The 22,591-nt window shown below is 61.0% G+C and carries 25 protein-coding genes; 6 read left to right on the top strand and 19 right to left on the bottom strand.

What is annotated here, in order from left to right:
- Positions 1-12: 12 nt before the first annotated feature.
- From BA011_RS23480 to flgF, 6 genes are all read right to left on the bottom strand, one after another.
- Positions 13-354: a flagellar hook-basal body complex protein FliE gene (locus tag BA011_RS23480; RefSeq protein ID WP_028734021.1), complete on the bottom strand. Its 342-nt coding sequence runs from the start codon at positions 352-354 to the stop codon at positions 13-15.
- A gap of 2 nt (positions 355-356) precedes the next feature.
- Positions 357-773, bottom strand: coding sequence for a flagellar basal body rod protein FlgC (gene flgC, locus BA011_RS23475; protein WP_003545531.1), 417 nt, complete (start codon positions 771-773; stop codon positions 357-359).
- Between the two features lie 4 nt (positions 774-777).
- Positions 778-1,170, bottom strand: coding sequence for a flagellar basal body rod protein FlgB (gene flgB, locus BA011_RS23470; RefSeq protein ID WP_003545529.1), 393 nt, complete (start codon positions 1,168-1,170; stop codon positions 778-780).
- Positions 1,171-1,437: 267 nt separating this feature from the next.
- The gene (locus tag BA011_RS23465) at positions 1,438-1,980 is read right to left on the bottom strand and encodes a flagellar protein (protein ID WP_065282199.1); all 543 of its coding nucleotides are present in this window, start codon (positions 1,978-1,980) and stop codon (positions 1,438-1,440) included.
- Positions 1,981-1,982: 2 nt separating this feature from the next.
- Positions 1,983-3,383 carry a flagellar protein export ATPase FliI gene (gene fliI, locus BA011_RS23460; protein WP_065282198.1) on the bottom strand — a complete coding sequence of 467 codons (1,401 nt, stop codon included), beginning with the start codon at positions 3,381-3,383 and terminating at the stop codon, positions 1,983-1,985.
- Between the two features lie 116 nt (positions 3,384-3,499).
- Positions 3,500-4,234 carry a flagellar basal-body rod protein FlgF gene (flgF, locus tag BA011_RS23455; RefSeq protein WP_027666384.1) on the bottom strand — a complete coding sequence of 245 codons (735 nt, stop codon included), beginning with the start codon at positions 4,232-4,234 and terminating at the stop codon, positions 3,500-3,502.
- A gap of 254 nt (positions 4,235-4,488) precedes the next feature.
- On the opposite strand from flgF, the gene motA reads away from it, so the two are divergent.
- From motA to BA011_RS23425, 6 genes are all read left to right on the top strand, one after another.
- A complete protein-coding gene (gene motA, locus BA011_RS23450) occupies positions 4,489-5,361 on the top strand; it encodes a flagellar motor stator protein MotA (protein ID WP_011650470.1) in 873 nt (290 codons plus the stop codon).
- Positions 5,362-6,312, top strand: a complete 951-nt coding sequence (locus BA011_RS23445) for a FliM/FliN family flagellar motor switch protein (protein WP_003545522.1) — start codon at positions 5,362-5,364, stop codon at positions 6,310-6,312.
- Between the two features lie 65 nt (positions 6,313-6,377).
- The gene (fliN, locus tag BA011_RS23440) at positions 6,378-6,965 is read left to right on the top strand and encodes a flagellar motor switch protein FliN (RefSeq protein WP_027666382.1); all 588 of its coding nucleotides are present in this window, start codon (positions 6,378-6,380) and stop codon (positions 6,963-6,965) included.
- Between the two features lie 28 nt (positions 6,966-6,993).
- Positions 6,994-8,034, top strand: coding sequence for a flagellar motor switch protein FliG (gene fliG, locus BA011_RS23435; RefSeq protein ID WP_017958984.1), 1,041 nt, complete (start codon positions 6,994-6,996; stop codon positions 8,032-8,034).
- 335 nt (positions 8,035-8,369) lie between these two features.
- Positions 8,370-9,449: a flagellar biosynthesis protein FlhB gene (flhB, locus tag BA011_RS23430; protein ID WP_065282643.1), complete on the top strand. Its 1,080-nt coding sequence runs from the start codon at positions 8,370-8,372 to the stop codon at positions 9,447-9,449.
- Between the two features lie 5 nt (positions 9,450-9,454).
- The gene (locus BA011_RS23425; RefSeq protein WP_017958982.1) at positions 9,455-9,898 is read left to right on the top strand and encodes a hypothetical protein; all 444 of its coding nucleotides are present in this window, start codon (positions 9,455-9,457) and stop codon (positions 9,896-9,898) included.
- An 89-nt stretch (positions 9,899-9,987) separates the two neighbouring features.
- Here the strand turns inward: BA011_RS23425 and visR are convergent, their stop codons facing one another.
- The 13 genes from visR to BA011_RS23360 all read right to left on the bottom strand — a co-directional run bounded on the left by visR (position 9,988) and on the right by BA011_RS23360 (position 22,253).
- The gene (gene visR, locus BA011_RS23420; protein ID WP_028740340.1) at positions 9,988-10,734 is read right to left on the bottom strand and encodes a transcriptional regulator VisR; all 747 of its coding nucleotides are present in this window, start codon (positions 10,732-10,734) and stop codon (positions 9,988-9,990) included.
- A gap of 8 nt (positions 10,735-10,742) precedes the next feature.
- A complete protein-coding gene (gene visN, locus BA011_RS23415) occupies positions 10,743-11,489 on the bottom strand; it encodes a transcriptional regulator VisN (RefSeq protein ID WP_026154436.1) in 747 nt (248 codons plus the stop codon).
- 447 nt (positions 11,490-11,936) lie between these two features.
- Entirely contained in the window at positions 11,937-13,628 is a 1,692-nt protein-coding gene (gene fliF, locus BA011_RS23410; protein WP_065282197.1) for a flagellar basal-body MS-ring/collar protein FliF, read from the bottom strand.
- Positions 13,629-13,837: 209 nt separating this feature from the next.
- Positions 13,838-14,227, bottom strand: coding sequence for a chemotaxis protein CheT (gene cheT / locus BA011_RS23405; protein ID WP_003545510.1), 390 nt, complete (start codon positions 14,225-14,227; stop codon positions 13,838-13,840).
- A 16-nt stretch (positions 14,228-14,243) separates the two neighbouring features.
- A complete protein-coding gene (cheD, locus tag BA011_RS23400; protein WP_003545509.1) occupies positions 14,244-14,798 on the bottom strand; it encodes a chemoreceptor glutamine deamidase CheD in 555 nt (184 codons plus the stop codon).
- Positions 14,795-15,184 carry a response regulator gene (locus BA011_RS23395; protein WP_003545503.1) on the bottom strand — a complete coding sequence of 130 codons (390 nt, stop codon included), beginning with the start codon at positions 15,182-15,184 and terminating at the stop codon, positions 14,795-14,797. Before BA011_RS23395 ends, cheD begins: the two co-directional genes overlap by 4 nt.
- Positions 15,185-16,228, bottom strand: a complete 1,044-nt coding sequence (cheB, locus tag BA011_RS23390) for a protein-glutamate O-methylesterase CheB (protein ID WP_065282196.1) — start codon at positions 16,226-16,228, stop codon at positions 15,185-15,187.
- On the bottom strand, positions 16,225-17,133 hold the full coding sequence (gene cheR / locus BA011_RS23385; RefSeq protein WP_065282195.1) for a protein-glutamate O-methyltransferase CheR: 909 nt from the start codon (positions 17,131-17,133) through the stop codon (positions 16,225-16,227). The genes cheB and cheR overlap by 4 nt, the downstream gene beginning before the upstream one ends.
- Positions 17,130-17,597 carry a chemotaxis protein CheW gene (locus BA011_RS23380; protein WP_020048469.1) on the bottom strand — a complete coding sequence of 156 codons (468 nt, stop codon included), beginning with the start codon at positions 17,595-17,597 and terminating at the stop codon, positions 17,130-17,132. The genes cheR and BA011_RS23380 overlap by 4 nt, the downstream gene beginning before the upstream one ends.
- Positions 17,598-17,601: 4 nt before the next feature.
- On the bottom strand, positions 17,602-19,881 hold the full coding sequence (locus tag BA011_RS23375; protein ID WP_065282194.1) for a chemotaxis protein CheA: 2,280 nt from the start codon (positions 19,879-19,881) through the stop codon (positions 17,602-17,604).
- A 17-nt stretch (positions 19,882-19,898) separates the two neighbouring features.
- A complete protein-coding gene (gene cheY1, locus BA011_RS23370) occupies positions 19,899-20,264 on the bottom strand; it encodes a chemotaxis response regulator CheY1 (protein WP_017958972.1) in 366 nt (121 codons plus the stop codon).
- The gene (locus BA011_RS23365; RefSeq protein WP_003545491.1) at positions 20,261-20,557 is read right to left on the bottom strand and encodes an STAS domain-containing protein; all 297 of its coding nucleotides are present in this window, start codon (positions 20,555-20,557) and stop codon (positions 20,261-20,263) included. The genes cheY1 and BA011_RS23365 overlap by 4 nt, the downstream gene beginning before the upstream one ends.
- Before the next feature lie 61 nt (positions 20,558-20,618).
- Positions 20,619-22,253, bottom strand: a complete 1,635-nt coding sequence (locus BA011_RS23360) for a globin-coupled sensor protein (protein ID WP_065282193.1) — start codon at positions 22,251-22,253, stop codon at positions 20,619-20,621.
- Positions 22,254-22,591: the final 338 nt, after the last annotated feature.

The raw sequence follows: 22,591 nt of genomic DNA, 5'->3' as shown, positions 1-22,591 counted from the left end.
TCCTCAAATCAGTTACATCTGCATCTTGGTGACTTCGAGAAAGGCCGAGACGACCTTGTCGCGGATGGCAATCGCGGTCTGCAGCGTTTGCTCGGCCTGGAGCATGGAATCGACGACTTCGCGCGTCGTCGCCGTGCCCTTGATACCGGCAAAGGACATGCTTTCCGCACCCTTCAGGCTGCTGACCGCGTCGCTCGCCATGTTGCCCATGACAGAGGCGAAGCTCATGCCATTGGCCGCACCGGCGGCGCCCGGCATGGTGGCGGCAGACGACGAGGCGGAATTTTCGGTATCGACGGCGCCGAGCGCACGGGTCATCGAAAGGTTGCTGACATTCTGGACGCTGCTGATCATTATTATTGGCTCTTCAGGAGGTCGATCGTGGAGGAGATGAGATCGCGGGTCTGTTTGATGGTCTGCAGATTGGCGTCATACGAGCGGTTGGCTTCGCGCATGTCGGCCATCTCGACCAGGATATTGACGTTCGGCAGTTTGACGACGCCCTTCTGATCCGCAGCCGGATTGCTGGGGTCAAATTCAGTGCTGAAGTCGCCTTCGTCGACGCCGACCTTCTTGACGCCGACAGTCTCGACGCCGTTGCTGCGATCCATCTGCTGGCCGAAGGTGATCGTCTTGCGACGATAGGGGTCAGCGCCGGGCGTGTCGCCGGTCGAGCGGGCATTGGCGATATTTTCCGAAACGATGCGCAGGCGCGTCGATTGCGCCTCGAGCCCGGAACCGGCAATTTTCATTGCTGCTGAAAGCGGATCCATGACTTTACCTCCTGACCGTCATCAACATCATGCGGTTGAAGGAACTGACCAACGAGGTGTTCAGATCGTACTGGCGCTTGATATCGCCCGACTTGGAGAGCTCCTCGGCCAAACCGACCGTATTGCCGGATTCCTGGACACCGATTTCCTGGTCGAGCGCGGCGTCCTTGACGTCGATATCGCCGCTGTCGCTGAAATCGTTGCCGCTGAGATGCGCCGGATTGGTGCGCGCCATGTTGATATTGGAATTGTCGAGCACCGCATCAAAGGGCGTAACGTCCTTGGCGCGGAACTTCGGGGTATTGGCATTCGCGATGTTGCCGGCAACAACCTGCTGACGGATCGTCAGCCATTCCGCCTGCCGCGAAGCCAAGTCGAAAAGTTGGATCGGTTGCATGAGAACTCTCCGTTTTTACTGTCCCGAACCTAGTGCGGTAATCTTGCGTGGGACTTACGGGGAATTCAGGCGTCGACGCGGTTTTCGGCGAACGCCGCCGCGATGATAACGCCGCGCGTCTTTCGGATGCGCAATGACGTTGTAACTCTTTGAATTTCTGCGTCATTCCCTAAATCGGAATCGATCTGGGAAATGACGGAATAAAAAACAGGGGCTCCGGCCAGTTCGCGGCGGAGCCCCTGTTGCCTTCGGCGTTTGCGGACAGGTTCAATTGTTCTGGTAGATCTCGCCCTTGGAGGTGACGATCACCCATTTGCCGTCGCGCTGCTCGAGTGTCGCAAGACGGCTTTCGTCGGGCAGGATCGAGCCGATGCGCACCACATACATGCCCGAGGGATCCTCGATCAGCGCCCGGCCGTTGGAAACATGCAGCAGGCGGAAGGAAGATTTGCCGGGGAAAGGCTGATCTTCCTGTATGGCGCGGCCATCGCGCTCCTTGCCGAGATCGGAGACCGTCGCCGTCGTCAGCGGATCGATCGGCGGGGCCTTCTTGTCCGCCTCGTTCTTGTTGACCATGGCAAGCGGCGAGACGCTGAAGACGTTGCGGGCCGGCCAATCCGGCAGTTCGCGGGAATTGCCGCTGGTTGCGACATTAATGCCGAACTTGTCCGCGTTGAAGAAGACGTACCAGGGGAAGAAGGCGGCGGCGCCGGCAAGCGCCAGGCCGGTGAAGGTCAGAAACCGATCCAGGATGGCGGCTTTCCTGCGCTGCTTCAGGGAAGCGATACGTTCGTCGTCGAAATCAGCCACGTCTAGGCTCTCCTCTGAATAGGTGCGCCCTGATTGCCCATGCCGGCTGCAGCCTTGAGCGCGCCGGCGAGATCGGTGAAAGCGTCGAGCGAGTCGCGATCGCCCGGAGACTGCTTCAGGACGTCGTAAATAATCGGCACCTGCTTGATCGCCATGTCGAGATCGGGATCAGCACCCTGGCGGTAACCGCCGATCATGCGCAGGTCGCGTGTCTCTTCGAAACGATGGATCAGCACCTTCAGCCGCGATACCAGCTTTTCCTGATCCGGCGTCCAGGCCTTGCGGGCAAGACGCGAGATCGAGGCGAGCGGATCGATCGGGGGATACCGCCCTTCTTCGGCGAGACTGCGCTGCAGGACGATATGTCCGTCGAGGATGCCGCGGGTCGAATCGGCGATCGGGTCATTGTGATTGTCGCCGTCGACGAGGATCGAGATGATCGCCGTGATGGTGCCGGCGCCCTCGGGACCGGGACCGGCGCGCTCCAGGAGGCGAGGCAGCTCGGTGAAAACGGAGGCGGGATAACCGCGCGCGATCGGCGGTTCGCCGGAGGCGGTCGCCACCTCGCGGATCGCATGGGCGAAACGCGTGACGCTATCGACGATGAAGAGGACGTTCTCGCCCTTGTCGCGGAAATGCTCGGCGATGGTGACCGCCGTCAGCGGCGCCATCTTGCGCAGCATCGGGCTCTCGTCGCTGGTGGCGACGACGGCGATCGCCTTCTTCATATTGCTGCCGAGCGTATCCTCAATGAATTCGCGCACTTCACGGCCGCGTTCGCCGACGAGCGCAATGACCACCTTGTCGAAGGCATCGGCGCGGGCGAGCATGGACAGAAGCGTCGACTTGCCGACGCCGGAACCGGCGAAGATGCCGAGGCGCTGGCCGAGGCAGAGCGGCGAGAAGATGTCGATCGCGCGCACGCCGGTCTTGAAGCCGGTCTCGACACGCTTGCGGGTCATCGAGGGCGGCGCGGTATTGGAGATCGAGCGGCGATCGAGGCCCTCGGTGATCGGGCCCAGCCCGTCGATCGGCTCGCAGAGCGAGTTGACGGTGCGCCCGCACCAGCTGTCCGTCGGTGAAATCCGGAAGGCGCCCTTGCGGATGACGGTATCATGGATACCGATCGGTTCGCCGGGTTCGATCGGGCAGACATAGATCAATTCCGGCTCGACGCGCACGACCTCGCCCAGATGGATGCCGGTGGCCGATTTATGGGCCACGAACTCGCCGAGGCGAACATGGCGGGAGAGACCGTGAACCGTGTAGTGGCCGGCAGCGATGGTCTGCACGCGGCCGCCATGGGCAACCGCGAACTCCGGCGATGCGTATCGGTCGACGAGGTCCGCCAGATGCGCCAGCTTCGGAGAAAGACCGTCCACTGATGGTAGCGTGGTGCTCATGCTTCAAATCCCACCCTAAAATACGTCGCGTGCAGCTTGCTGCATGCAACGTATTCTGGATCTTTGTTCTTCATGTCGTTCTCCCAAAACCGCCGGACACTTTTGGGCGACATGCATTAGCGGCTGCCCCCAAGCGTCTGAACCGCTTCCTTGAAGGAATCCTCGCTGTCGCGCATCAGCGACGAGACGCTTTCGAAGGCGCGGTTGACTTCGATCAGCTGGGTGATCTCGCGCATGGCGTTGACGTTGGAGTTTTCGAGATAACCCTGCTCGACACCGACATTGAAGCGGTCGACGACGGCGCGCGGCTGGTCGGTGGTCATGATGCCGCTGTTCTCGTAGCGCAGGTAACCCTTGCTGACATCGGCCTCGAACAGGCCGAGCGAGCCGATCTGGCGGCCGCCCTGATAGATGATGCCGTCAGTGCCGACGGCCGGCTCGCCGCCTGTCGTGTTGAGCTGGATCGGCGCGCCGCCTGCGTCAAGAACCGGGTATCCGCGGATCGAGACGAGTTCGCCGGTATCCTTGATCGTAAAGCGGCCGTCCCGCGTCAGGACGCGGCCGGCCGGCGTATCGAGCGAAAACCAGGCATCACCCTTGATGGCGAAATCGAGCATGTTGCCGGTGTGTTGCAACTCGCCATTTCCCTCGTTCAGGTAGTCGTTGCCCTGGGAAACGAAGGCGACCTTGGTGTTCAGCTTGTTCTTGGTGGCTGCCACCATCTCGTCGAACTTCACCTCGGTGGCGCGAAAACCGGTCGTGTTCACGTTCGCCATGTTGTCTGCGATAGTGGTCAGGCGCTTTTCGAGGGCCATCTGCGACGACAGAGAAACATAAAGACCGGATTGCATGTCGGTAAGCTCCAAGCATTGGCGATGAACGGAACGAAAAGCCGGGCGTCGTCTTATGTGGTTCGGCCGGGATTTCGCTGAGGCGGCATCTCAGAAACGGGCGCGGGCACCCATTCGTCCCCTTTAGACTGACGGCAGATGCTTGCGCGAAGCTGGCACGCGGAAATGCCTCGCGAGCGGGCCTTTCATCAGCCTCACGCAAGGCAGAAACCCTATCGGTCTCAATGAAAAGCAACGTTCAGATTGGGCTGACGATGAACATCATTATCGGATTTATAGTGACTTGCGGCTGTGTCATCGGCAGCTTCATGGCGATGGGCGGTGACGTGAACGCTCTGTTCCAGCCCTTCGAATTCGTCATCATCGGCGGCGCCGGTCTCGGCAGCTTCATCATGGCGAACCCGATGAAGGTGGTGAAGGATTCCGGCAAGGCGCTCGGCGAAGCCTTCAAGCATGCCGTGCCGAAGGAACGTAACTATCTCGATACGCTCGGCGTGCTCTATTCGCTGATGCGCGACCTGCGCACCAAGTCGCGAAACGAAATCGAAGCCCATATCGACAATCCGGCCGAATCGACGATCTTTCAATCGGCTCCGACCGTTCTGAAGAACAAGGAACTGACGGCGTTCATCTGCGACTACGTGCGCCTGATCATCATCGGCAACGCCCGCAGCCACGAGATCGAGGCGCTGATGGATGAAGAGCTCAACACCATCATGCACGACAAGATGAAGCCCTACCACGCGATCCAGATCATGGGCGATTCCTTCCCGGCGATCGGTATCGTCGCGGCCGTTCTCGGCGTCATCAAGGCGATGGCCCACATCAACGATTCGCCTGAAGTGCTCGGTCACCTGATCGGCTCGGCGCTCGTCGGCACCTTCCTCGGCATTCTCTTGTCCTACTGCGTCTGCTCGCCGCTGGTCTCCCAGATCAAGGTCGTGCGCAACAAGCAGCACCGCCTCTACGTCATCGTCAAGCAGACGCTGCTTGCCTATATGAACGGCTCGGTACCGCAGGTCGCTCTCGAATACGGTCGCAAGACTATCTCGGCTTACGAGCGTCCGTCCATCGATGCGGTCGAGCAGGAAATGATGAACCCAGGCGGCGAAAACAAGGCGGCTTAAATGACTATGAGCAATGCTTCGCACGACAAACCGGCAATGGATCCTGCCCTCCTCGCCAAGCTGACAGGCGGGCTTGGCGACAGAGGCAGGGTCGCCAAGATCTGCAGCTCCTTCGGGGAAATCTACAGCGAATTCTTTCCCGACGTCATCAAAAGCGAGACCGGCCTCGACGTGACGGTCAACTATCTCGGCTGCGAGATCGGCTACAAGAACCACCTCATCGAAGACCTGAGCGCGAACGTCACACTCGTCGACGCAACGCTGCGCAACTGGTCGCAGAACATTACGCTTGCCTGCGGCAACGGCTTCGTCATCACGCTGATGGAGCATCTGCTCGGCGCCACAGCCGATACGATCGAGGAACCGGCCGACCGGCTGCTGTCGATCATCGAGCTCGATCTGGCGGTCATGGTCTTCGACAAGATCGCCAAGGTGCTGCGTTCGGCCGTCAACGCGCCGGGCGGTTTCGAACCGAGCCTTTCGGCCCCGTACGCCCATGACATGCGCGCCCGGCCGCAGGAGGATCGTCCGGATGAATTCGCGGCCGCCATCAACATGTCGATCACGCTTGCCGGCATCGTTTCGGAATTTTCGTTGATCGTTCCGCAGACGGCACTGCTCAAGACCAAGGTAACGCCGCCGAAGCCGAAACGCCAAGCCAGCAGCAACTCAGCGGAATGGACCGAACAGCTTGGCGACCAGGTCCGCCGCTCACATGTCACGCTCGAGGCTAAGATCAGGCTGCAGGACCTGACGCTGCGCACGATTTCGAAGCTGATGGTCGGCGACGTCATTCCGTTCCGCGACCACGGCGACGTGCGCGTCGAGGTCAGCGCCAACAGCAAGGAATTGTATGTGTGCGAGTTCGGGCGTTCAGGCGAAAACTACATGGTCCGCGTCAAGGATACGATGAACTCGGATGACGAACTCATCCGTCATTTAATGAATTAATCGGTTCTCTGGCTTTTGGGCTGCAAAGGCAGTTTGAGGCAAGTTTCAACTGGAATAGTGATTTCATGGCTACGAAGAAAACACAGCAGAACAGCGACCTCTCCCTGGATCTTCCGGGCAGCGAAGCCGATCTCGACCAGGCGATCGACGATCTGCGCGGCGTGCTGAAGCAGGATGCCGATGGCGACCTGTCGCAGTTTGGCGACGACCTGCAGAGCGACCCCTTCGCAGCAGGAACGGACTTGGCGGCCTTTGGCGGCGAGACTTCGGAAACCCCGTTTGGCAGCGACGATTTCGGCGGCGACTTCGGCGGCGGCGATGCCAGCCCGGCGGCCGGCATGGATTTCGGGAGCAGCCCCTCCTTCGAGGCGTCGCCGGCCCCGCTCGGCAGCGCTTTGAATTCCAACTTCGACCTGATCATGGACATCCCGATCGACGTCCAGATCATGCTCGGCACCAGCCGCATGCAGGTCTCCGGCCTGATGAACCTCAATGAAGGGGCGACGATCGCCCTCGACAAGAAGATCGGTGAACCGGTCGAGATCATGGTGAATGGCCGCAGGATTGCCCGCGGCGAAATTACGGTGCTTGATAACGACGACACTCGATTCGGTGTGAAGCTGATTGAAGTTTTGAGTACGAAAAAAGCCTGATCCCTGTGTGGGACGGAGAGGTTAGACCATGATGGACTTTGACGATTTCGGCGGCGCACTAGCCGGGAAACCGTTGACCCAGGCTGAAAAGGCGGCGGCTGTTCTTCTCGCTATGGGAAAGGGTGTCGCCGGCCGGCTGTTGAAATATTTCACCCAGGCCGAACTGCAGACCATTATCTCATCCGCCCAGTCGCTGCGCGCTATCCCGCCGGACGAGCTGCTGTTGCTCGTCTCCGAGTTCGAAGACCTCTTCACCGAGGGCGCCGGGCTGATGGACAACGCCAAGGCGATCGAGGCCATTCTTGAAGAAGGCCTGACACCCGACGAGGTCGACAGCCTGCTCGGCCGCCGCACCGCATTCCAGGCCTATGAAACCTCGATCTGGGATCGCCTCAGCGAAGCGGAGCCGACATTCGTCGCACAGTTCCTGCTGCGCGAACATCCGCAGACCGTCGCCTATATTCTTTCGATGATGCCCTCCGCCTTCGGCGCCAAGGTGCTGCTGCAGCTTCCCGACAACCGCCGTGCCGACATCATGAACAGGACGGTCAACATGAAGGCGGTCAGCCCGAAGGCTGCGCAGATCATCGAGAACCAGGTCATGACGCTGCTTGCCGAGGTCGAGGCAGAGCGCAATGCAGCCGGCTCGACGAAGGTCGCCGATCTCATGAACGAGCTCGACAAGCCGCAGGTCGACACGCTGCTCAGCTCGCTCGAATCGATCAGCCGCGAGTCGGTCAACAAGGTTCGCCCGAAGATCTTCCTGTTCGAGGACCTCATGTACATGCCGCAGCGCAGCCGCGTCATGCTGCTCAACGACATCTCGGCGGACGTGCTCACCGTCGCGCTGCGCGGGTCGCCGCCCGAGATCCGCGAATCGGTTCTCTCCGCCATCAGCCCACGCCAGCGCCGCATGATCGAATCGGATCTGCAGAGCGGCATGGGCGGCGTCAATCCGCGCGAGATCGCGATTGCCCGCCGCGCCGTGGCGCAGGAAGCGATTCGCCTGGCCAATTCCGGCCAGATCGAGCTCAAGGAAAAGGAAGGCAACGCTTCGGCGGCCGCCTAAAACGCGTCGCAGTGAACTGATTCATGCGACTCGTTTTAGCTCCTTGTTTTATGCACGTCGTTATCCCGGAACCGCTGCACACTTCCGGGCGACATGCATCGGCACGTCGAGACTGTTGACAAATCCGGCATGCCGAAAGGCGGCTGTTGATCGCCGTGTCACAGACGACTACCTTTCCAACAATAGACCGTGCTCTAAAGCGCGTCGCATAGAACTCGGTTCTTGCGACGCGCTTTGGGTCTTTGTTCTGATGCATGTCGTCATCCCAAAAGCGCTGAACGTTTTTGGCCGACATGCATTGGCTGCGGCCTGTTTCTTTGACGGAGGGCCGCAACTTGGCAGACGATGACAAGGACAGCAAAACAGAAGCCCCAACCGCGAAAAAGCAAAGCGATGCCGCGGAAAAGGGCAACGTGCCGTCTTCGCGCGAACTGTCGATCTTTGCGACCATCCTCGCCACCTTCATCTATCTGGTGTTCTTCCTTCCAGAAAGTGTCGGGCGCATGACTGAAATGCTGCGCGACATCTTCGAGCAGCCCGACCAGTGGAAGATCGAGACGGGACCGGATGTCCTGGCGCTGTTCGTCCGGATCGGCTGGGCAAGTGCGGCGCTGGTGGCGCCCGCCTTCATCCTGTTCATGGTGTTCGGCGTCGCCTCCTCCGTCTTTCAGAACCTGCCGACGCCGGTGCTCGAACGCATCCGCCCGCAGGCCTCGCGTATCTCGCCGATCAAAGGCTGGTCACGGCTCTTCAGCCTGCCCGGCCTGGTCGAATTCGGAAAGTCGCTGTTCAAGGTGGTCGTCGTCGGGGTGATCCTGTTCTTCGTGCTCAGGAGCGAATATTTCGGCTCGATCGACGCGATGTTCTCCGATCCGCAGACGATCCTGGTGCGGATTATGGCGGCGATGCGCAAGATCATCATCGTCATGCTGATCGCCACCGCGATCGTGGCGATCGCCGATCTATTCTGGACGCGCCATCACTGGTTCACCGAATTGAAGATGACGCGGCACGAGGTGAAGGAAGAAAACAAGCAGGCGCAGGGCGATCCCTTGGTCAAGAGCCGGCAGCGCTCGCTGATGCGCGACCGGGCGCGCCGGCGCATGATCGCCAACGTGGACCGCGCGACGCTGGTGATTGCAAACCCGACGCACTATGCGGTGGCGCTGCGTTACGCGCGCGAAGAGAACGACGCGCCGGTGGTGCTGGCCAAGGGTCAGGACCTGATTGCGCTCAAAATCAGGGAGATCGCCGAGAAGAACGGCATACCGGTGTTCGAAGATCCGCCACTTGCACGCTCCATGTTTGCGCAAGTCTCGATCGATAGTGTCATCCCGTCAGTCTTCTACAAGGCGGTAGCGGAGCTCATCCACCGGGTCTACGCTGCGGACGCCAAGAACAAACGGGTAAGATAAGCCGAATGAAAAAATGCCCCCACTCTACCCAGCGTGAAAAGATCCTCGCAGACGCGATCAGCCCGGTCGCTACTGAACTGCGCCTTCTGGATGCTTCTGACCTTATCTCACTGCTGCGCTTCGAGTATTACGGCAATCTTTCCGATCTCGTCGCTTCGGCGGCGGAGCTTTTCTTTCATCCGGGCACGGTGAATTTCGGCCTGGGCGGCAACTATACTCTGGAGTGGGGCGGCAAGCCCGAAGTCGTTCTCGATCTGGAAATCAAGCCGCGCGGCGTCACCGTTTACGCGCAGCTCACGCTTGCCGAAGATCACGCCGGCATCGAGATCAGCCATATCGCTTTCCAGGAGCCCTCGGCCGATCCGGACGAAAATACCATCTTCCTCAAAAAGAGCCTTCGGGAAGCGCGTTACAGCGTCAACCAGCCGCCGCAGGCGCTGGCCGGCTGACTTTCTTTCGAGACAATCGCGCTTTCATTTCGACTTGGACAACAATTCAAAGCTTTACAGCGTCCGTTGCGGTAAAGGACTGGGCGGGTTCAGCTGATATAACCGAGCCGGATCGCCTTAGCGATCGCCTGGATGCGATTGACGGAATCGAGCTTGATGGTCGCCGAGCCGAGATAGGCGTTCACGGTGTGCACGGACAGGCCGAGCTTGTCGGCAATCTCTTCGCTGATGCGGCCGTCGCCAGCAAGCTGCAGACAGGCGATCTCGCGTTCGCTGAGCGCCTCGGCGGCAGCCGTGCGGCGTTCGTCGAGCGAGAGCAGGTCCATCATGATGTGGCAGCAGCGACCGTGCAGCTCGACGATGGTATCGCTCGAAGGATCGATCTCATCGCCGGTGAAAAGGATGAAACCATTGCCGACGGCGCCGAGCCGCACCGGAAAGGCAAGTCCGGAGAAGGGCAGAATACCGTCCTGCAGTCGCGTCATGAACGGCGAGAAGTCTGCCGGACCGGGTGCAGCACGGTCGTAACCGCCGGCCCATGAGAGCGGCAGCAGCGACTTGTCGATATGATCGAGAAGAATATCGCCGTAGGCATCCGTGAAGGCCTTGCCGAAACCGGCATTGGAAGACCCCCAGTTCTCAAGCTCGCAAACAAGCCTCTGCTTTGCCGGAAGGCCCGAGCCGCTGACGCGGAAGATCGCGAAGCCTTGCGCATCGGCGAGCTTCTGCATCGCGATCAGCCGCGGAAAAAGGTCGGACCGGCTGGAAATCCTGTTCACACGCACCGTGCGCAGCTGCTCGGCGCTGCTCATCGTCCTGCCTGCTGGATAGCCCATAGATCCCCCTATACGAGATTATTGCGGACGGCGAAGGCAATGGCCTCGGACCGGGTCTTGGTCGCCGTCTTGCGCATCACGCTGGTGATGTAGTTGTTGATGGTATTGCGGGAGATTCCGAGGATCATCGCGATCTCGTCGCTGGTCTTGCCTTCGGCGATCCAGAACAGGCATTCCAGCTCGCGGTCGGTCAATTCGAAATCGCGATCGACCTTCGTACCACCGCAGCGCAGGAAGCTCGCGACATAACCTGCAAGCAGGCCTACGTCCCGCAGGCGCTCTGGCGAAAGGATGAACCCCTCGCCGAACAGGAACATCAAGGCCAGCCGCGACCGGCCGACATTGAAGGTCACCGAACAATATTGGCGGCTGGCGCCATCCGGAATCTCGGCACTGTCAGGCAGAAGAGCAAAATTCGGCTGGAAGACCTGCATGCATTTTTCCAGCTCTGTCGAGCGGGCATAGCCGCGGACCAGATCATTGGCGATGTCCCTGACCAGATCGAAAGGCCAGTCCGACGAAACGATGAAATCGAGGCCACTTTCCTGAAGGAGATCGCAGCGCGCCAGAAGGTAGTGCGAAGCACCCACGTAGTCCGTCAGAGCGCGCAGACCAGACTGCAACCTGCCGGTGCTGGCAACGCCGTGGAGGCGCTGGAGCAGCTCATCGCGCGGCAGCAGATCCGGCACCACCGCACTCGCGAAATTCGCCATATGCCTCTCGCCTTTGCTCGCCTGAATTACATTCATATCCATTGGCAATGTCCTGCGGCTGAGAAACGATCGAACTCGGTGCAACAGCAATTTTTCTGTAAAGGATTCAGGTCAAGTCCCGCTCGAATCCCACTTCGAATCACCTAAGGGTAAGCCAGCCGATGCAAATCACCATCTCCGACTTCTAGGGATTTACTTTCGCTGTCGCCAATGCACTGATTCGACCACTCGTTCCAGCCTTCAAGATCTAAGGAGGCTAAGGTGATTCTGGCGGCATCGCAACCAGCTTCGCGTTTTACGCGAATCCCTCTCATCATGTCGCGTTACAGCCGCATTTAAGTAGTCGGGTCTATAGTGTTGTTCGAATTCCCAACCCTGATTGTCATGCCCCAAGTCTCTCACAGAGCCGGTCATGGTTTTCAGCAACAGCGGTCAGCAAATCCAGCTTTGGTACCGACATGAAAAAAGGCCGGTTGCCCGGCCTTTCCTTTACGCTGCTTCGTCGATCGCCCATTTCCTGAGGATTTTCGCGGCGCGTTCCTCGTTGATCTCGACCATACGGGAAAGCTTGCGTTCCGGGCCTTCCTTGACGCGGCGATTGAAGTTTCCATCGTCGTCGCCTAGGCTGAGCAGGTCCTCGGTGCTGTCGAAGCCGAAGTCGGACCCGAAGCCGTCCATGAGAGCGCCGCCGGGTGCTCCCGATGCAGGCGCGAAGTCCGGAAGCTCGAGGCCGGCCGCTTCCGGCGTCGCGTCGCCGAAAGCCGCTGAGCTGCCGTTGCCGTTGATGCTGCGCACCAGAGGCCGCAGGCCCATCCAGACCACCACGAAGGCGACCGCGACAAAGGCGAGCGAGTTGATGATGCCGGCAAGGTTGCGGCTCAGCATGTCCATGACGCGGACGCCGCCGGTGGCGTCTTCGAGCAACTGGTTCTCGAGGAAGTCCATGGCCGTCACGGTGACGACGTCGCCGCGCTTGGCGTCGATGCCGGCCGCCGAAGAGACGATCTTCTGCATTTCGGCAAGATAGGCGTCGACCTTGGTCTGATCGGCTGGCTCACCGACCATCTTGGCGATGCGGCCCTTGTTGACCACCACGGCGATCGAAAGCTTTTCGACCTTATAGCTGCTACGGGTCGTCGCCGTCGTCTTGCTGTTGATTTCGTAGTTGGTCTGCTCTTCGCGCTTGTCGGACTTGTCTTGCGATTCAGGCCCGGCGGAGCCGCCAGCCTCGGGAGCCGCCTGCGGAATGTTCTGCTCGACCGTCGTCGCGCTATCGGACTGCTTCTGCTGCGACTGCTGGGCTTCCTTCGTCGAGCGGACCGAGCGTTCGACCTTGGATTCAGGATCGAAAACCGTTTCCTGGATCTGCTGGGCGTCGGTGTTGAGATCGGCGGTGACGCTGGAGCGGAAGTTGTCCATGCCGAGGAAGGGTGCCAGCGCCTTGTCGATGTTGGATTCGACTTCCTGCTGAACGTTCTGGACGATGTTGAGCGAGCGGTTCAGCGAGCTGTTGCTCGCCTCGTCGCCGGAAGCGAGCAGCTGGCCGGCGGAATCGAGGATGGTCACGTCATCGACGTCAAGCCCCGGCACGGCCGAGGCGACGAGATGGCGGATCGAGGTCGCCGCGCTGCGCCCGGTGGTGGCGCTTGCGCGAATCATAACGGATGCGGTCGGCTTCTGCTCCGCTTTCCGGAAGTTTCCAACCTCCGGCATAACGATATGGACGCGCGCGGCGGTGATACCCGAGATCGACTGGATGGTGCGGGCGATTTCACCTTCCAGCGCTCGAACCCGCGTCACCTCCTGCATGAAGGAGGTCAGGCCGAGGGAGCCGACATTATCGAAGAGTTCATAACCGGCATTGGCGCTGTTCGGCAGGCCGCGCTCGGCAAGCATCAGGCGGGCCTTGCCCGTCATCCCCGCGGGAACGCTGATGCTGGAGCCATCCGTACCGACCTGGAAATCGACGTTGGCTTCGGCAAGCGCCATGCTGATCTGGTTGAGATCCGGCGAGTCCAGACCGACATAGAGGGTTTCCTGTGCCGGCTTGTTGACGAAAAGGGCGGCCGCAAGGACGATTGCAATGGAAACGGCACCGACGCCTCCAAGAATCATCAGGCGTGTTCGGCCAAGGGAACCGAAGTTCTTAAAGATCTGAACTAATTGATTTAACAGATTCATTCTGTTCTCGCACGATCCGTCAAAGACAAAGCAGGCTTATTGCCTCATCAGACGAATAGTCGGCGAAACTTGTGCGAGCGTTTCGTGAGAGTGTGCGGGAGCGAAGAGGCCTCAAGTAATTTCAGCAAAAAGGCGCGGCGGTTTTGCGACCGGAATTGCGCAAGCGCAGGGAGAGAGCGTTCCCGTGTCCCGGAGAAAAACGGAGAGTTCTAGAAGAAATCGAAGTCGCCGGCTGCCTTGCTCAATGGCTGGGAATGGCCGTGGCGTGTGGCGCCGCCCAATGCCTTCTGCATCTCTGCCAGCTTGACGAGGCTGAGCGCGGTTGCGACGTCGACTGCCCAGCCGTGCGGGATTTCGCCGGTGATGGTGTCAATGAATTCGGCAAGGCCGCGCGATTTCTGCACGGCCAGATCGATTCCCTGCATGACCTTCATGGCATCCGGCGAATTCAGGATTTCGGCGCCGCCGATTTCGAGAAGCTGCGGCTCGATGCGCTCGATGAGGTAGGCGACATCGTGCAGTTCGGACACGATGCGCATCAGGATGTCGCTCAGCGCTTCGACAGGCGCAGGCGGCTCCATCATCTGGGTAAATGTCATATGAAAATCCTCGCCATCAAAAAAATTCGATACTGGTTTCGACGGGTTTCTGCGGAGCGGCGGGGCGCTGCTCGAGAGCGACGGTTCTCTGCGTTTCGGCGCCGGTCAGGGGGTATTGCCGGGCACGACCGGAGACCGGCCAATATTCAAGCTTGCGTCCATGCTCTCCGCCGGTCGAGGAACCGACCACAGGAATGCCTTCATCCCTCAGGAACTGCACGGCGAAGGCCGCGTTCTGCTCACCGACATTGGAGAATGTCGAGATCGTCTTCGCGCCGCCGAAGATCTTTGCCTCCAGCCGGTCGCGCCGGGCGCCCTGCTTCAGGAGACCATTGATCAGCAGTTCCATCAGATGCACACCGTATCGCGTGGCATCGCCGCCTGATGTCGGCGACGTCGCCGAACCGGGCAGCAGAAAGTGGTTCATGCCGCCGACACCGGCGACAGGATCTCTGAGGCACGCAGCCACGCACGAACCGAGAATGGTCGAGAGGACCGCATTCGGATCGTTCAGAACCTTGTACTCGCCCTGAATGATGTGCACGCGGCGGGCTGCCCCCTCAGTGATCATTTCAGGGCTCCAAACACGGCTTCGATGGCCGCTTTCATCTTCTCGATCGTGAACGGCTTGGCGAGCACGTTGTTGGCGCCGAGCTGGGCCGCCTTCTGCACCAGTGCGCGGTCACCCTGCGCGGTCAGGATGATGAAGGCCGCCTTCTTGGTGTTGGGGTTGGTGCGCACTGCCTGAAGGAAGCCGATGCCATCCATCTTCGGCATGTTGAAGTCCGAGATCACCAGGTGGTGCGGCTGCTCGGCCATGATCTTCATGCCCTGCTCACCGTCACCAGCCGACGTGATCTGCTTGAAACCGAGCTGGGTCAGCGCATCGCTGAGCAGCAACCGGCTCGTTACCTGATCGTCGACGATCAGAACTTTGATTTTCTCCGCGAGCGACATTTATTCGGTCCCTTCCTTTCGGGCGGCTGTCATTTTCAATATTTCTTCACCGATGGCAGACAGCGGCAGCTGCTGCTCAACGGCGCCAAGTTCATGAGCAACCCTTGGCATTCCGTAAACGACACAGGTTTTTTCGTTCTGGCCGAGCGTTCTGGCGCCGGCGTGGCGCATTTTCAACAATCCGGCGGCGCCATCGCGGCCCATTCCGGTCAAAATCACGCCGACGGCATTGCGGCCCGCCAGTTCTGCGACCGAATCGAACAGCACATCCACCGAGGGGCGGTGACCGTTGACCGGCGCGCGGTCAATGAGACGGCAGCACGGCGCCGAGGCACCGCTGACCTGGAGGTGACGCTCGCCGCCCGGCGCCAGATAGATCTTGCCGATTTCGAGCCGGGCACCGTCGGTCGCTTCCTGCACCACCGGCGCACAGAGGCGGTTCAGCCGTTCGGCGAAGCTTTTGGTGAAGGTCGGCGGCATATGCTGGGTGATGACGGTCGGCGGGCAATTCGCCGGAAATTTCTGCAGCACGGCAATAAGTGCCTCGACGCCGCCGGTCGACGAGCCGATCGCAACGATCTTGCGGCCGACGCGGAAATCTGCGACCGACGGTGGTGGCGCAACGGCGGCGACGGACTGAGAATACTGGCGTTGCGTGCGCGCGGCGGCCTTGACCTTCTCGGCGAGGTCGCCGAAAGGCCTGAGTTCGCCCGGTGCCGGCTTGCCGACGCAGTCGAACGCGCCGATCTCCAGCGCCGCAAGCGTCGCCTCGGCGCCGCGATGGGTCATCGTGGATACCATGATCACCGGCATCGGACGCAGCGTCATGATCTTTTCGAGGAAATCGAGGCCGTTCATGTTCGGCATCTCGATGTCGAGCGTCAGGACGTCGGGGTTCAGCCGCTTGATCGCCTCGCGCGCTTCCAGAGCGTCGCCGGCCTGGCCGATGACGTTGACCTCGGGGTCGGAACTCAAGACGGCGGTGATCAGGCCCCGCATCGTCGGCGAGTCGTCAACAACGAGAACTCTTGCCGGAGCGCTCATGCCTTCCTCCCGAGACCTTTGGCCGTGTAGCGATAGGTCGTGATGCCGATATTGTCGAAGACGTGTTTTGCCTCGCCGGAGACACGCTCGGAATGGCCGATATAGAGATGACCGCCCTCCGGAAGCAGACCAGCGAAACGCTGCCAGATCTTCATCTGCGTCGGCTCGTCGAAATAGATGACGACGTTGCGGCAGAAGATGACGTCGAACTTGCCCTTGAACGGCCATTGCGCCATCAGGTTCAGCTCGTTGTAGGTGATCAGCCGCTTCACGCGGTCGTCGACCTGGAACTTCCGGCGGCCCTGTATCTCAACTTCGCTGAACCATTGCTTGCGCATGGCAGGCGACACGGTTTCGAGCGCGCCCTCGTCATAGGCGCCGGCGCGGGCGATCGCGAGGATCTTCGGATCGATGTCTGTTGCCAGGATCTTGAAGTCGTAATCCGCGACATTCGGCATCAGCGACAGCACCGTCAGCGCGATCGAATAGGGTTCCTGCCCGTCGGAGGAGGCGGCCGACCAGATGCGCACCCTGCCGCCCGATCTCGCCCGCTGCAGAAGCTCCGGCAGGACATGGTCGCGCAGATGGTCGAAATGGTGGTTTTCGCGGAAGAAGCGGGTAAAATTGGTCGTTAGATGCGAGAGCATCTCGCGGCGCGGCGCAGCACCCGCCGGCGAAGCGACGAGGTCGCAATATTCGCGGAAGCCGGACAGGCCGAGATTGCGGATATGCTTCGACAGGCGCGAATAGACGAGCGACGCCTTGGTCTCGTTGAGGAAGATGCCGGCATCCGAATAGATCATCGCGGCGATCTCGGTGAGGTCGCGGCGCGTCAGCGGATATTCTCCGCTCGCCAGGACCTCGTCGGATCCCTGCCTCTGATCTTTTGCGCCCATTACACTCATGCGGCTTCGCTTTCGGTCTCTGGAAAGAGGGATTCGAGTTCGATCAGGCAGATCAGGCGCTTCTCGATGGCGAGAACGCCGCGAGCAAATTGACGCTCGAGCTCGGAGGTGATCTCGGGCGTCGGCTGAATGGTTTCTTCGGTCACCGTCAGGATATCGGAAACGGCATCGACCAGCAGGCCGACGACCTTGCGTCGGACCTGGGCGACGATGATGACATGACGGGCAGTCGGATCGGCCGGCTTCATGCCGAGCCGGGCCGCAAGATCGATGATCGGCAGCACCGCGCCGCGCAGGTTGATGACACCCAGCATATAGCCAGGCGAATGCGGCATCGCGGTTGCCGGGGTCCAGCCGCGGATTTCGCGAACCGACATGATGTTCACGCAAAATTCCTGATCCCCGATGCGGAACGCGATCAGCTCGCGATCCCCCTCGTTCAGATTTTTTACAGTGTACGACATTCCCTTATCCCACCGCTGCTAACGACATTTCCGCTTTGAGCGACTGGCCGCGCGAGGCGCCGACGACCGCGTCGACATCGAGGATGAGAGCGACGCGCCCGTCACCGAGGATGGTGGCGGCGGCAATGCCCGGCACATGGGTGTAGTTCGCTTCCAGGCTCTTGATGACCACCTGGCGCTGACCCTGGATGGCATCGACCATCAGGGCGCGCTGGCCGCCGCCTTCGGATTCCACCAGAAGCGCCACGCCCTCGACCGGATTGGCCTGGGTGGCGCGGAAGTTCAGGATGCGGCCGACATCGACCAGCGGGCAGAAGCTGTTGCGGATCGAGATCAGCCGGTGGTTCGCACCGAAGGAGTGGATCGCGGCCGCTTCCGGCTGCAGGGTTTCGACGATCGCCGTCAACGGCACGACCAGTGTCTGACCGGCGACGGTGACCACCATGCCGTCGAGGACGGCGAGCGTCAGCGGCAGGCTCATGGTGAAGACCGAGCCGTGACCCGGCTTCGAGGTGATGTTGATGCGGCCGCCGAGCGCCTGGATCGAGCGCTTGACGACGTCCATGCCGACGCCGCGGCCGGAGATGTCGGAGATCTTGTCGGCCGTCGAGAAGCCCGGCAGGAAGATCAGGTTGTCGATTTCCTCGTCCGACAGGTTGGAATCGGCCGGGATGAGGTCGTTGTCGATCGCCTTCTGGCGGACCTTCTCGCGGTTGATGCCGGCGCCGTCGTCGGCAAGCTCGATCAGGATGCGTCCCGAACGATGCTTGGCGGTCAGGCGGACCGTGCCTTCGGTGTTCTTGCCGGCGGCTGCACGCTTTTCGGGCGTTTCGATGCCGTGGTCGACGGCATTGCGGATCATGTGGGTCAGCGGTTCGGCGAGCTTGTCGATGACTGTTTTGTCGACTTCGGTGTTTTCACCTTCGGTGATCAGGCGGATCGATTTGCCGGTCATGTCGGCGATTTCGCGAACGATACGCGACATGCGCTGGAAGACCGGCTTCACCGGCTGCGCGCGGATCGCCATGACCGAGTCCTGGATCTCGCGGGTGAGCTGCTGCAGCTCCTCGAGGCCCATATTGATCGAGGAGGTGCCGGTCGTGTCGTTCTCGATGACGCTCTGCGACAGCATCGCCTGGTTGATGACCAATTCGCCGACGAGGTTGATGAGGCGGTCGACACGGTCGAGATCGACGCGGATCGTCTGGCCGGCACCGGCGGCATTGTTCTGGGCGGCGGCACTTGCTGCGGCCGCTGCGGCGGCTGCCGATTCCTTCTTCTCGACGCGGGCGGCGACAATCTGCGTGACGTTGGAGGCAGTCTCGGCGGCAGCAACGGCTGCGGCCGTCTCCCGCGCGTCCGAGGCGGAAACCTCTTCCATTGCGCCCGTTTCGTCCAGGATCGACAGATCGAAGGGAACCGGCACCATCGGCAGTTCGTCGTTGCTGGTGGCGTCGGCCCTTGCTTCTTCGACCGGCTTGACCGTCAGTTCGCAATCCCACTCGGCGAATTCGAAGACGGTGCGGATGGCGTCCTCGCCCTTGTCCGTCTTGATCGTGACGTTCCAGAAGAAATAAGCGCCTTCCGGGTCGAGTTCCTCGAGGCCCGGCAAGTCATCCGTATTGCAATAGATCGTCATTTCACCCAGGCGCGAGAGATCACGCAGCAGCAGGGTGGCGTCATTGCCCTTGGAATAGAGTTCGTAGCGCGGCTTGAAGATGACTTCATAGGTCGGCATGCCGCCTGCATCGTCTTCGCCGCCAAAATCGTCGAAGGAAAAGGGGACCGGCTGGAAGCCGCTGTCGTCAGTCGGCTTGGAGGTCGGCGCCGGAGCGGCCGGAGCAACCTTTGCGGCGGCCTTCGGCGCAGGCGCCTCGGCTGACGCCGAGGGAGACGGCAGTTCGCCGTTGGCCAGCGCCTCGAGCTCCTTGACGAGGCCGCGGCTGCGGCTTTCATCGACGCTGCCGCCGTCGCGCGCAGCATTCGTCAGGTCGGCGAGCACGTCGGCCGACTTCAGCATCACCTTCAGGACGTCCTGATTCGGCTCAAGCTTGTTGGATCGAACGCAATCGAGAGTGGTCTCGAAGACATGGGCGAAGGCGACCAGATCGTCAAGGCCGAAGGCGCCGGCGCCACCCTTGATCGAATGCACGGCACGGAACACCGCATTGACGGTTTCCGGATCGCGATCGCCATCATTCAATTTCAGAAGACCGGATTCCAACTCGGCGAGCTGTTCCTCGCACTCCTGGAAAAAGATCTCTTTGATTTCGTTCATATCCATAGGAGCAAATCCTGGGTTTAAGCGGTTACACGCTCAATGGCATCGATCAGCTTGGCCGGGTCGAAAGGCTTGACGATCCAGCCCGTGGCACCAGCCTGGCGGGCACGGTTCTTCTTTTCCGCGTCGCTTTCGGTGGTCAGAACCAGGATCGGGATCGCCCGATATTTCTCGTTGCGGCGGACACCTTCGATGAAGCCGAAACCGTCGAGGCGCGGCATGTTGATGTCGGTCACGATGACGTCAGGATTGGACTCTTCGAGGATCTCGAGGCCCTCGATGCCGTCTTCCGCCTGGATGGTCTCGAAGCCGGCATTGTTCAGCGTCACGAGAAGCATGTTTCGGATGGTGCGGGAATCATCCACGGTCAGCACTTTTTTCTTCATTGCCGAATCTCCTTGGCAAGCAGGTGGTCAATATTGACGCCAACCAGCTGCATGGTTTTCTGAAATGCGTCGGACACCTTGGAGAAGGTGAACGGCTGCTTGTCCTGCTCCCAGGTCTTCTCGGCGGACATCAGAACCTGGGCGCAAAGAGCACCGATCCGTTCGACGCCGGAAGCGTCTATCGAAAGACCGCTGCCCCGGAGAGAGAGGAGTTTATCGCGCAAGGCGGAAGCCTCGTTGAGGTCGAGCACCGCCGTCAAGTCCAGCGTCTTGCCACTCTTCTTTGCTGCCATCAGCTTTTCCTTGTCCCCTTATCCCCGGCCCGAAGACGAGCTCAGGCAATCATCCGATAGGTTAGTAAACATTCCGCCCACCTCCGACGTTTGCGAACGCTTGCGGAAGGCCAAAATCGTCATTTTCGTATTCGTCCACGACCGGTGCCGGGCGGGTAGCGCCCTCAAGGGCGCGCGGCGGTGTCACGCGCACCGGCGCCGAGCGCCCGGCAGTGGCGTTTTCCCGGGCGATGCGGAATTCGCGAATCGTCTGGCCGAGCTCGAGAATGACGGTGTGGAGGTGGTCGGCGCCTTCGGCCGAGCGCTCCGCAAGGCCGGCGCTGTCGGCCACCTCGCCACCCAGGCCCTTGACGTCGGCTGTCACGCTGTCGAGGCTTGCGGCATGTTCGCCGGTTCGGGTGGCGATGCCTGATATGGCGGCGTTGATGTCGGTGACCTGACGCACGATGCTGCCGATCGAATCCTGTGTGCGGCCGACCATCTGCACGCCGGCGTTGACCTGCGCCTTGGTCGTCGTCACCAGGGTCTTGATCTCGCGGGCGGCTTCGGCCGAACGCTGGGCAAGGGCGCGGACTTCCTGGGCGACGACGGCAAAGCCGCGGCCGGAATCGCCGGCGCGAGCGGCCTCGATGCCGGCATTCAGCGCCAGAAGATTGGTCTGGAAGGCAATCTCGTCGATCGCACCGATGATCTGGCCGATCTTTTCGGCCGACTGCTCGATATCGGCCATGGCGCTGATCGCGCGGCCGACGACCTCGCCGCTTTCCTCGACGGCGGCGCGCGTCGTGGCGGCCGCCTGTTCGGCAACGCGGCTGTCGGCAGCACCATCGCGGACACTGCCGGCGATGCCGGCAAGGGCAGCGGCGGAAAGCTGCAGCCGGTCGGCCTGGCCGGAAGCCGTGCCGGCGAACTGCCGCGACAGGCCAGCAAGCGAGCCCGTCGCCGCTTCGGCCTTGACCGTGCGCTCGGTAATAGCGGTGAACTCGGCCTGCAGGCCGTCCAACGCGCCGTTCAGCGCGGCGGCGATCCCGGCATGAGCGCCGTCACCGTCGACGGGGGCTCGCCGCGTCAGGTCGCGTGCGGAAAGACCTTCGATGACATCGCCGAAGATCCGGGCAATTTCGGCCTCGTTGTCGGCGCGCTGATCGGCGAGCGCGCGGCTCTGGGCGGCGCGCAGCGCATTGAAGCGGAGCGAGATGGCGATTTCCACATCGACCATGACGATGCGGATGATCGCCGTCATCAGATCGGAGATTTCGCGGGTGCGGCGCTTGGCCGACGGCAGCAGCGGACGGCCGGCGATCTCTTCGGCGAGGCCGGAAACGACATGCTCCAGCATGACGCCATGGCCAGCCACGTGCCAGCGCGGGTCGAGGCCCATCTTGCTTTCGGTATCGGAGAGAACCTTGACGCGCTCGGCATAGAGGCTGTCGAACCGCGCATCCGTCAGCACGTCCCAATGCGAGGACTGCAGATCGTGCAGGCGCTCGACCTGGCGCTCGCTCTCGAAATTGCGTGAGGCGTCGGGGAATGACTGGAACCTGTGGAAGAGATCCCTTAGGCCTGCCTTCAGATGCGCTTCGAGCGCCGGCCGGTTACGGCGCACCAGTTCGCACTGGTCGGCATCGAGACCGGCAAAGCGCAGGCGGTCGCGCAAGCTGCCTGCCTGCGCTCCACGAGCCTGATCTGATGGCATGTCCTGCCTCAACGCCTGTCCCCAACCACTTTCCGGGCGAAGGCCCGGCCAAAAACTTGCGCAGCATCCGTTGAACGCGAAGCGTGGAGACGGTCCTCACCACCGGTTACAACCGGCGGATCGAAACCCCCTGATCAGCTATGTTTCGGAGCTGTCTGAAGAGATGGATACCGGATCAACCCGGTACGGCGGGACGGCGTCATGCCTGGTGGGAACGAGTGCATCTTCCCATTCCGACGTGTACATCAACGTTTATGGTTAATTCCTTGCCCGAAGGTTAATAAGCCTTTCGCCGTGCAGGCTTTTGAAGCAATTCAAGGCCGTTCGCAGCAAATACT

It is taken from the genome of Rhizobium leguminosarum (assembly GCF_001679785.1).
Lineage (GTDB): Bacteria > Pseudomonadota > Alphaproteobacteria > Rhizobiales > Rhizobiaceae > Rhizobium > Rhizobium leguminosarum_R.
Note: the sequence above shows the minus strand (reverse complement) of the source record. Positions and strands in the feature narration are given on the sequence as shown.

What these genes read in the sequence shown, in the direction of transcription:
- BA011_RS23480 (WP_028734021.1), bottom strand. Translation starts at nt 354, where the DNA reads ATGATCAGCAGCGTCCAGAATGTCAGCAACCTTTCGATGACCCGTGCG.
- flgC (WP_003545531.1), bottom strand. Translation starts at nt 773, where the DNA reads ATGGATCCGCTTTCAGCAGCAATGAAAATTGCCGGTTCCGGGCTCGAG.
- flgB (WP_003545529.1), bottom strand. Translation starts at nt 1,170, where the DNA reads ATGCAACCGATCCAACTTTTCGACTTGGCTTCGCGGCAGGCGGAATGG.
- fliI (WP_065282198.1), bottom strand. Translation starts at nt 3,383, where the DNA reads ATGAGCACCACGCTACCATCAGTGGACGGTCTTTCTCCGAAGCTGGCG.
- flgF (WP_027666384.1), bottom strand. Translation starts at nt 4,234, where the DNA reads ATGCAATCCGGTCTTTATGTTTCTCTGTCGTCGCAGATGGCCCTCGAA.
- motA (WP_011650470.1), top strand. Translation starts at nt 4,489, where the DNA reads ATGAACATCATTATCGGATTTATAGTGACTTGCGGCTGTGTCATCGGC.
- BA011_RS23445 (WP_003545522.1), top strand. Translation starts at nt 5,362, where the DNA reads ATGACTATGAGCAATGCTTCGCACGACAAACCGGCAATGGATCCTGCC.
- fliN (WP_027666382.1), top strand. Translation starts at nt 6,378, where the DNA reads ATGGCTACGAAGAAAACACAGCAGAACAGCGACCTCTCCCTGGATCTT.
- fliG (WP_017958984.1), top strand. Translation starts at nt 6,994, where the DNA reads ATGATGGACTTTGACGATTTCGGCGGCGCACTAGCCGGGAAACCGTTG.
- BA011_RS23425 (WP_017958982.1), top strand. Translation starts at nt 9,455, where the DNA reads ATGAAAAAATGCCCCCACTCTACCCAGCGTGAAAAGATCCTCGCAGAC.
- visR (WP_028740340.1), bottom strand. Translation starts at nt 10,734, where the DNA reads ATGGGCTATCCAGCAGGCAGGACGATGAGCAGCGCCGAGCAGCTGCGC.
- visN (WP_026154436.1), bottom strand. Translation starts at nt 11,489, where the DNA reads ATGGATATGAATGTAATTCAGGCGAGCAAAGGCGAGAGGCATATGGCG.
- fliF (WP_065282197.1), bottom strand. Translation starts at nt 13,628, where the DNA reads ATGAATCTGTTAAATCAATTAGTTCAGATCTTTAAGAACTTCGGTTCC.
- cheT (WP_003545510.1), bottom strand. Translation starts at nt 14,227, where the DNA reads ATGACATTTACCCAGATGATGGAGCCGCCTGCGCCTGTCGAAGCGCTG.
- cheD (WP_003545509.1), bottom strand. Translation starts at nt 14,798, where the DNA reads ATGATCACTGAGGGGGCAGCCCGCCGCGTGCACATCATTCAGGGCGAG.
- BA011_RS23395 (WP_003545503.1), bottom strand. Translation starts at nt 15,184, where the DNA reads ATGTCGCTCGCGGAGAAAATCAAAGTTCTGATCGTCGACGATCAGGTA.
- cheB (WP_065282196.1), bottom strand. Translation starts at nt 16,228, where the DNA reads ATGAGCGCTCCGGCAAGAGTTCTCGTTGTTGACGACTCGCCGACGATG.
- cheR (WP_065282195.1), bottom strand. Translation starts at nt 17,133, where the DNA reads ATGAGTGTAATGGGCGCAAAAGATCAGAGGCAGGGATCCGACGAGGTC.
- BA011_RS23380 (WP_020048469.1), bottom strand. Translation starts at nt 17,597, where the DNA reads ATGTCGTACACTGTAAAAAATCTGAACGAGGGGGATCGCGAGCTGATC.
- BA011_RS23375 (WP_065282194.1), bottom strand. Translation starts at nt 19,881, where the DNA reads ATGGATATGAACGAAATCAAAGAGATCTTTTTCCAGGAGTGCGAGGAA.
- cheY1 (WP_017958972.1), bottom strand. Translation starts at nt 20,264, where the DNA reads ATGAAGAAAAAAGTGCTGACCGTGGATGATTCCCGCACCATCCGAAAC.
- BA011_RS23365 (WP_003545491.1), bottom strand. Translation starts at nt 20,557, where the DNA reads ATGGCAGCAAAGAAGAGTGGCAAGACGCTGGACTTGACGGCGGTGCTC.
- BA011_RS23360 (WP_065282193.1), bottom strand. Translation starts at nt 22,253, where the DNA reads ATGCCATCAGATCAGGCTCGTGGAGCGCAGGCAGGCAGCTTGCGCGAC.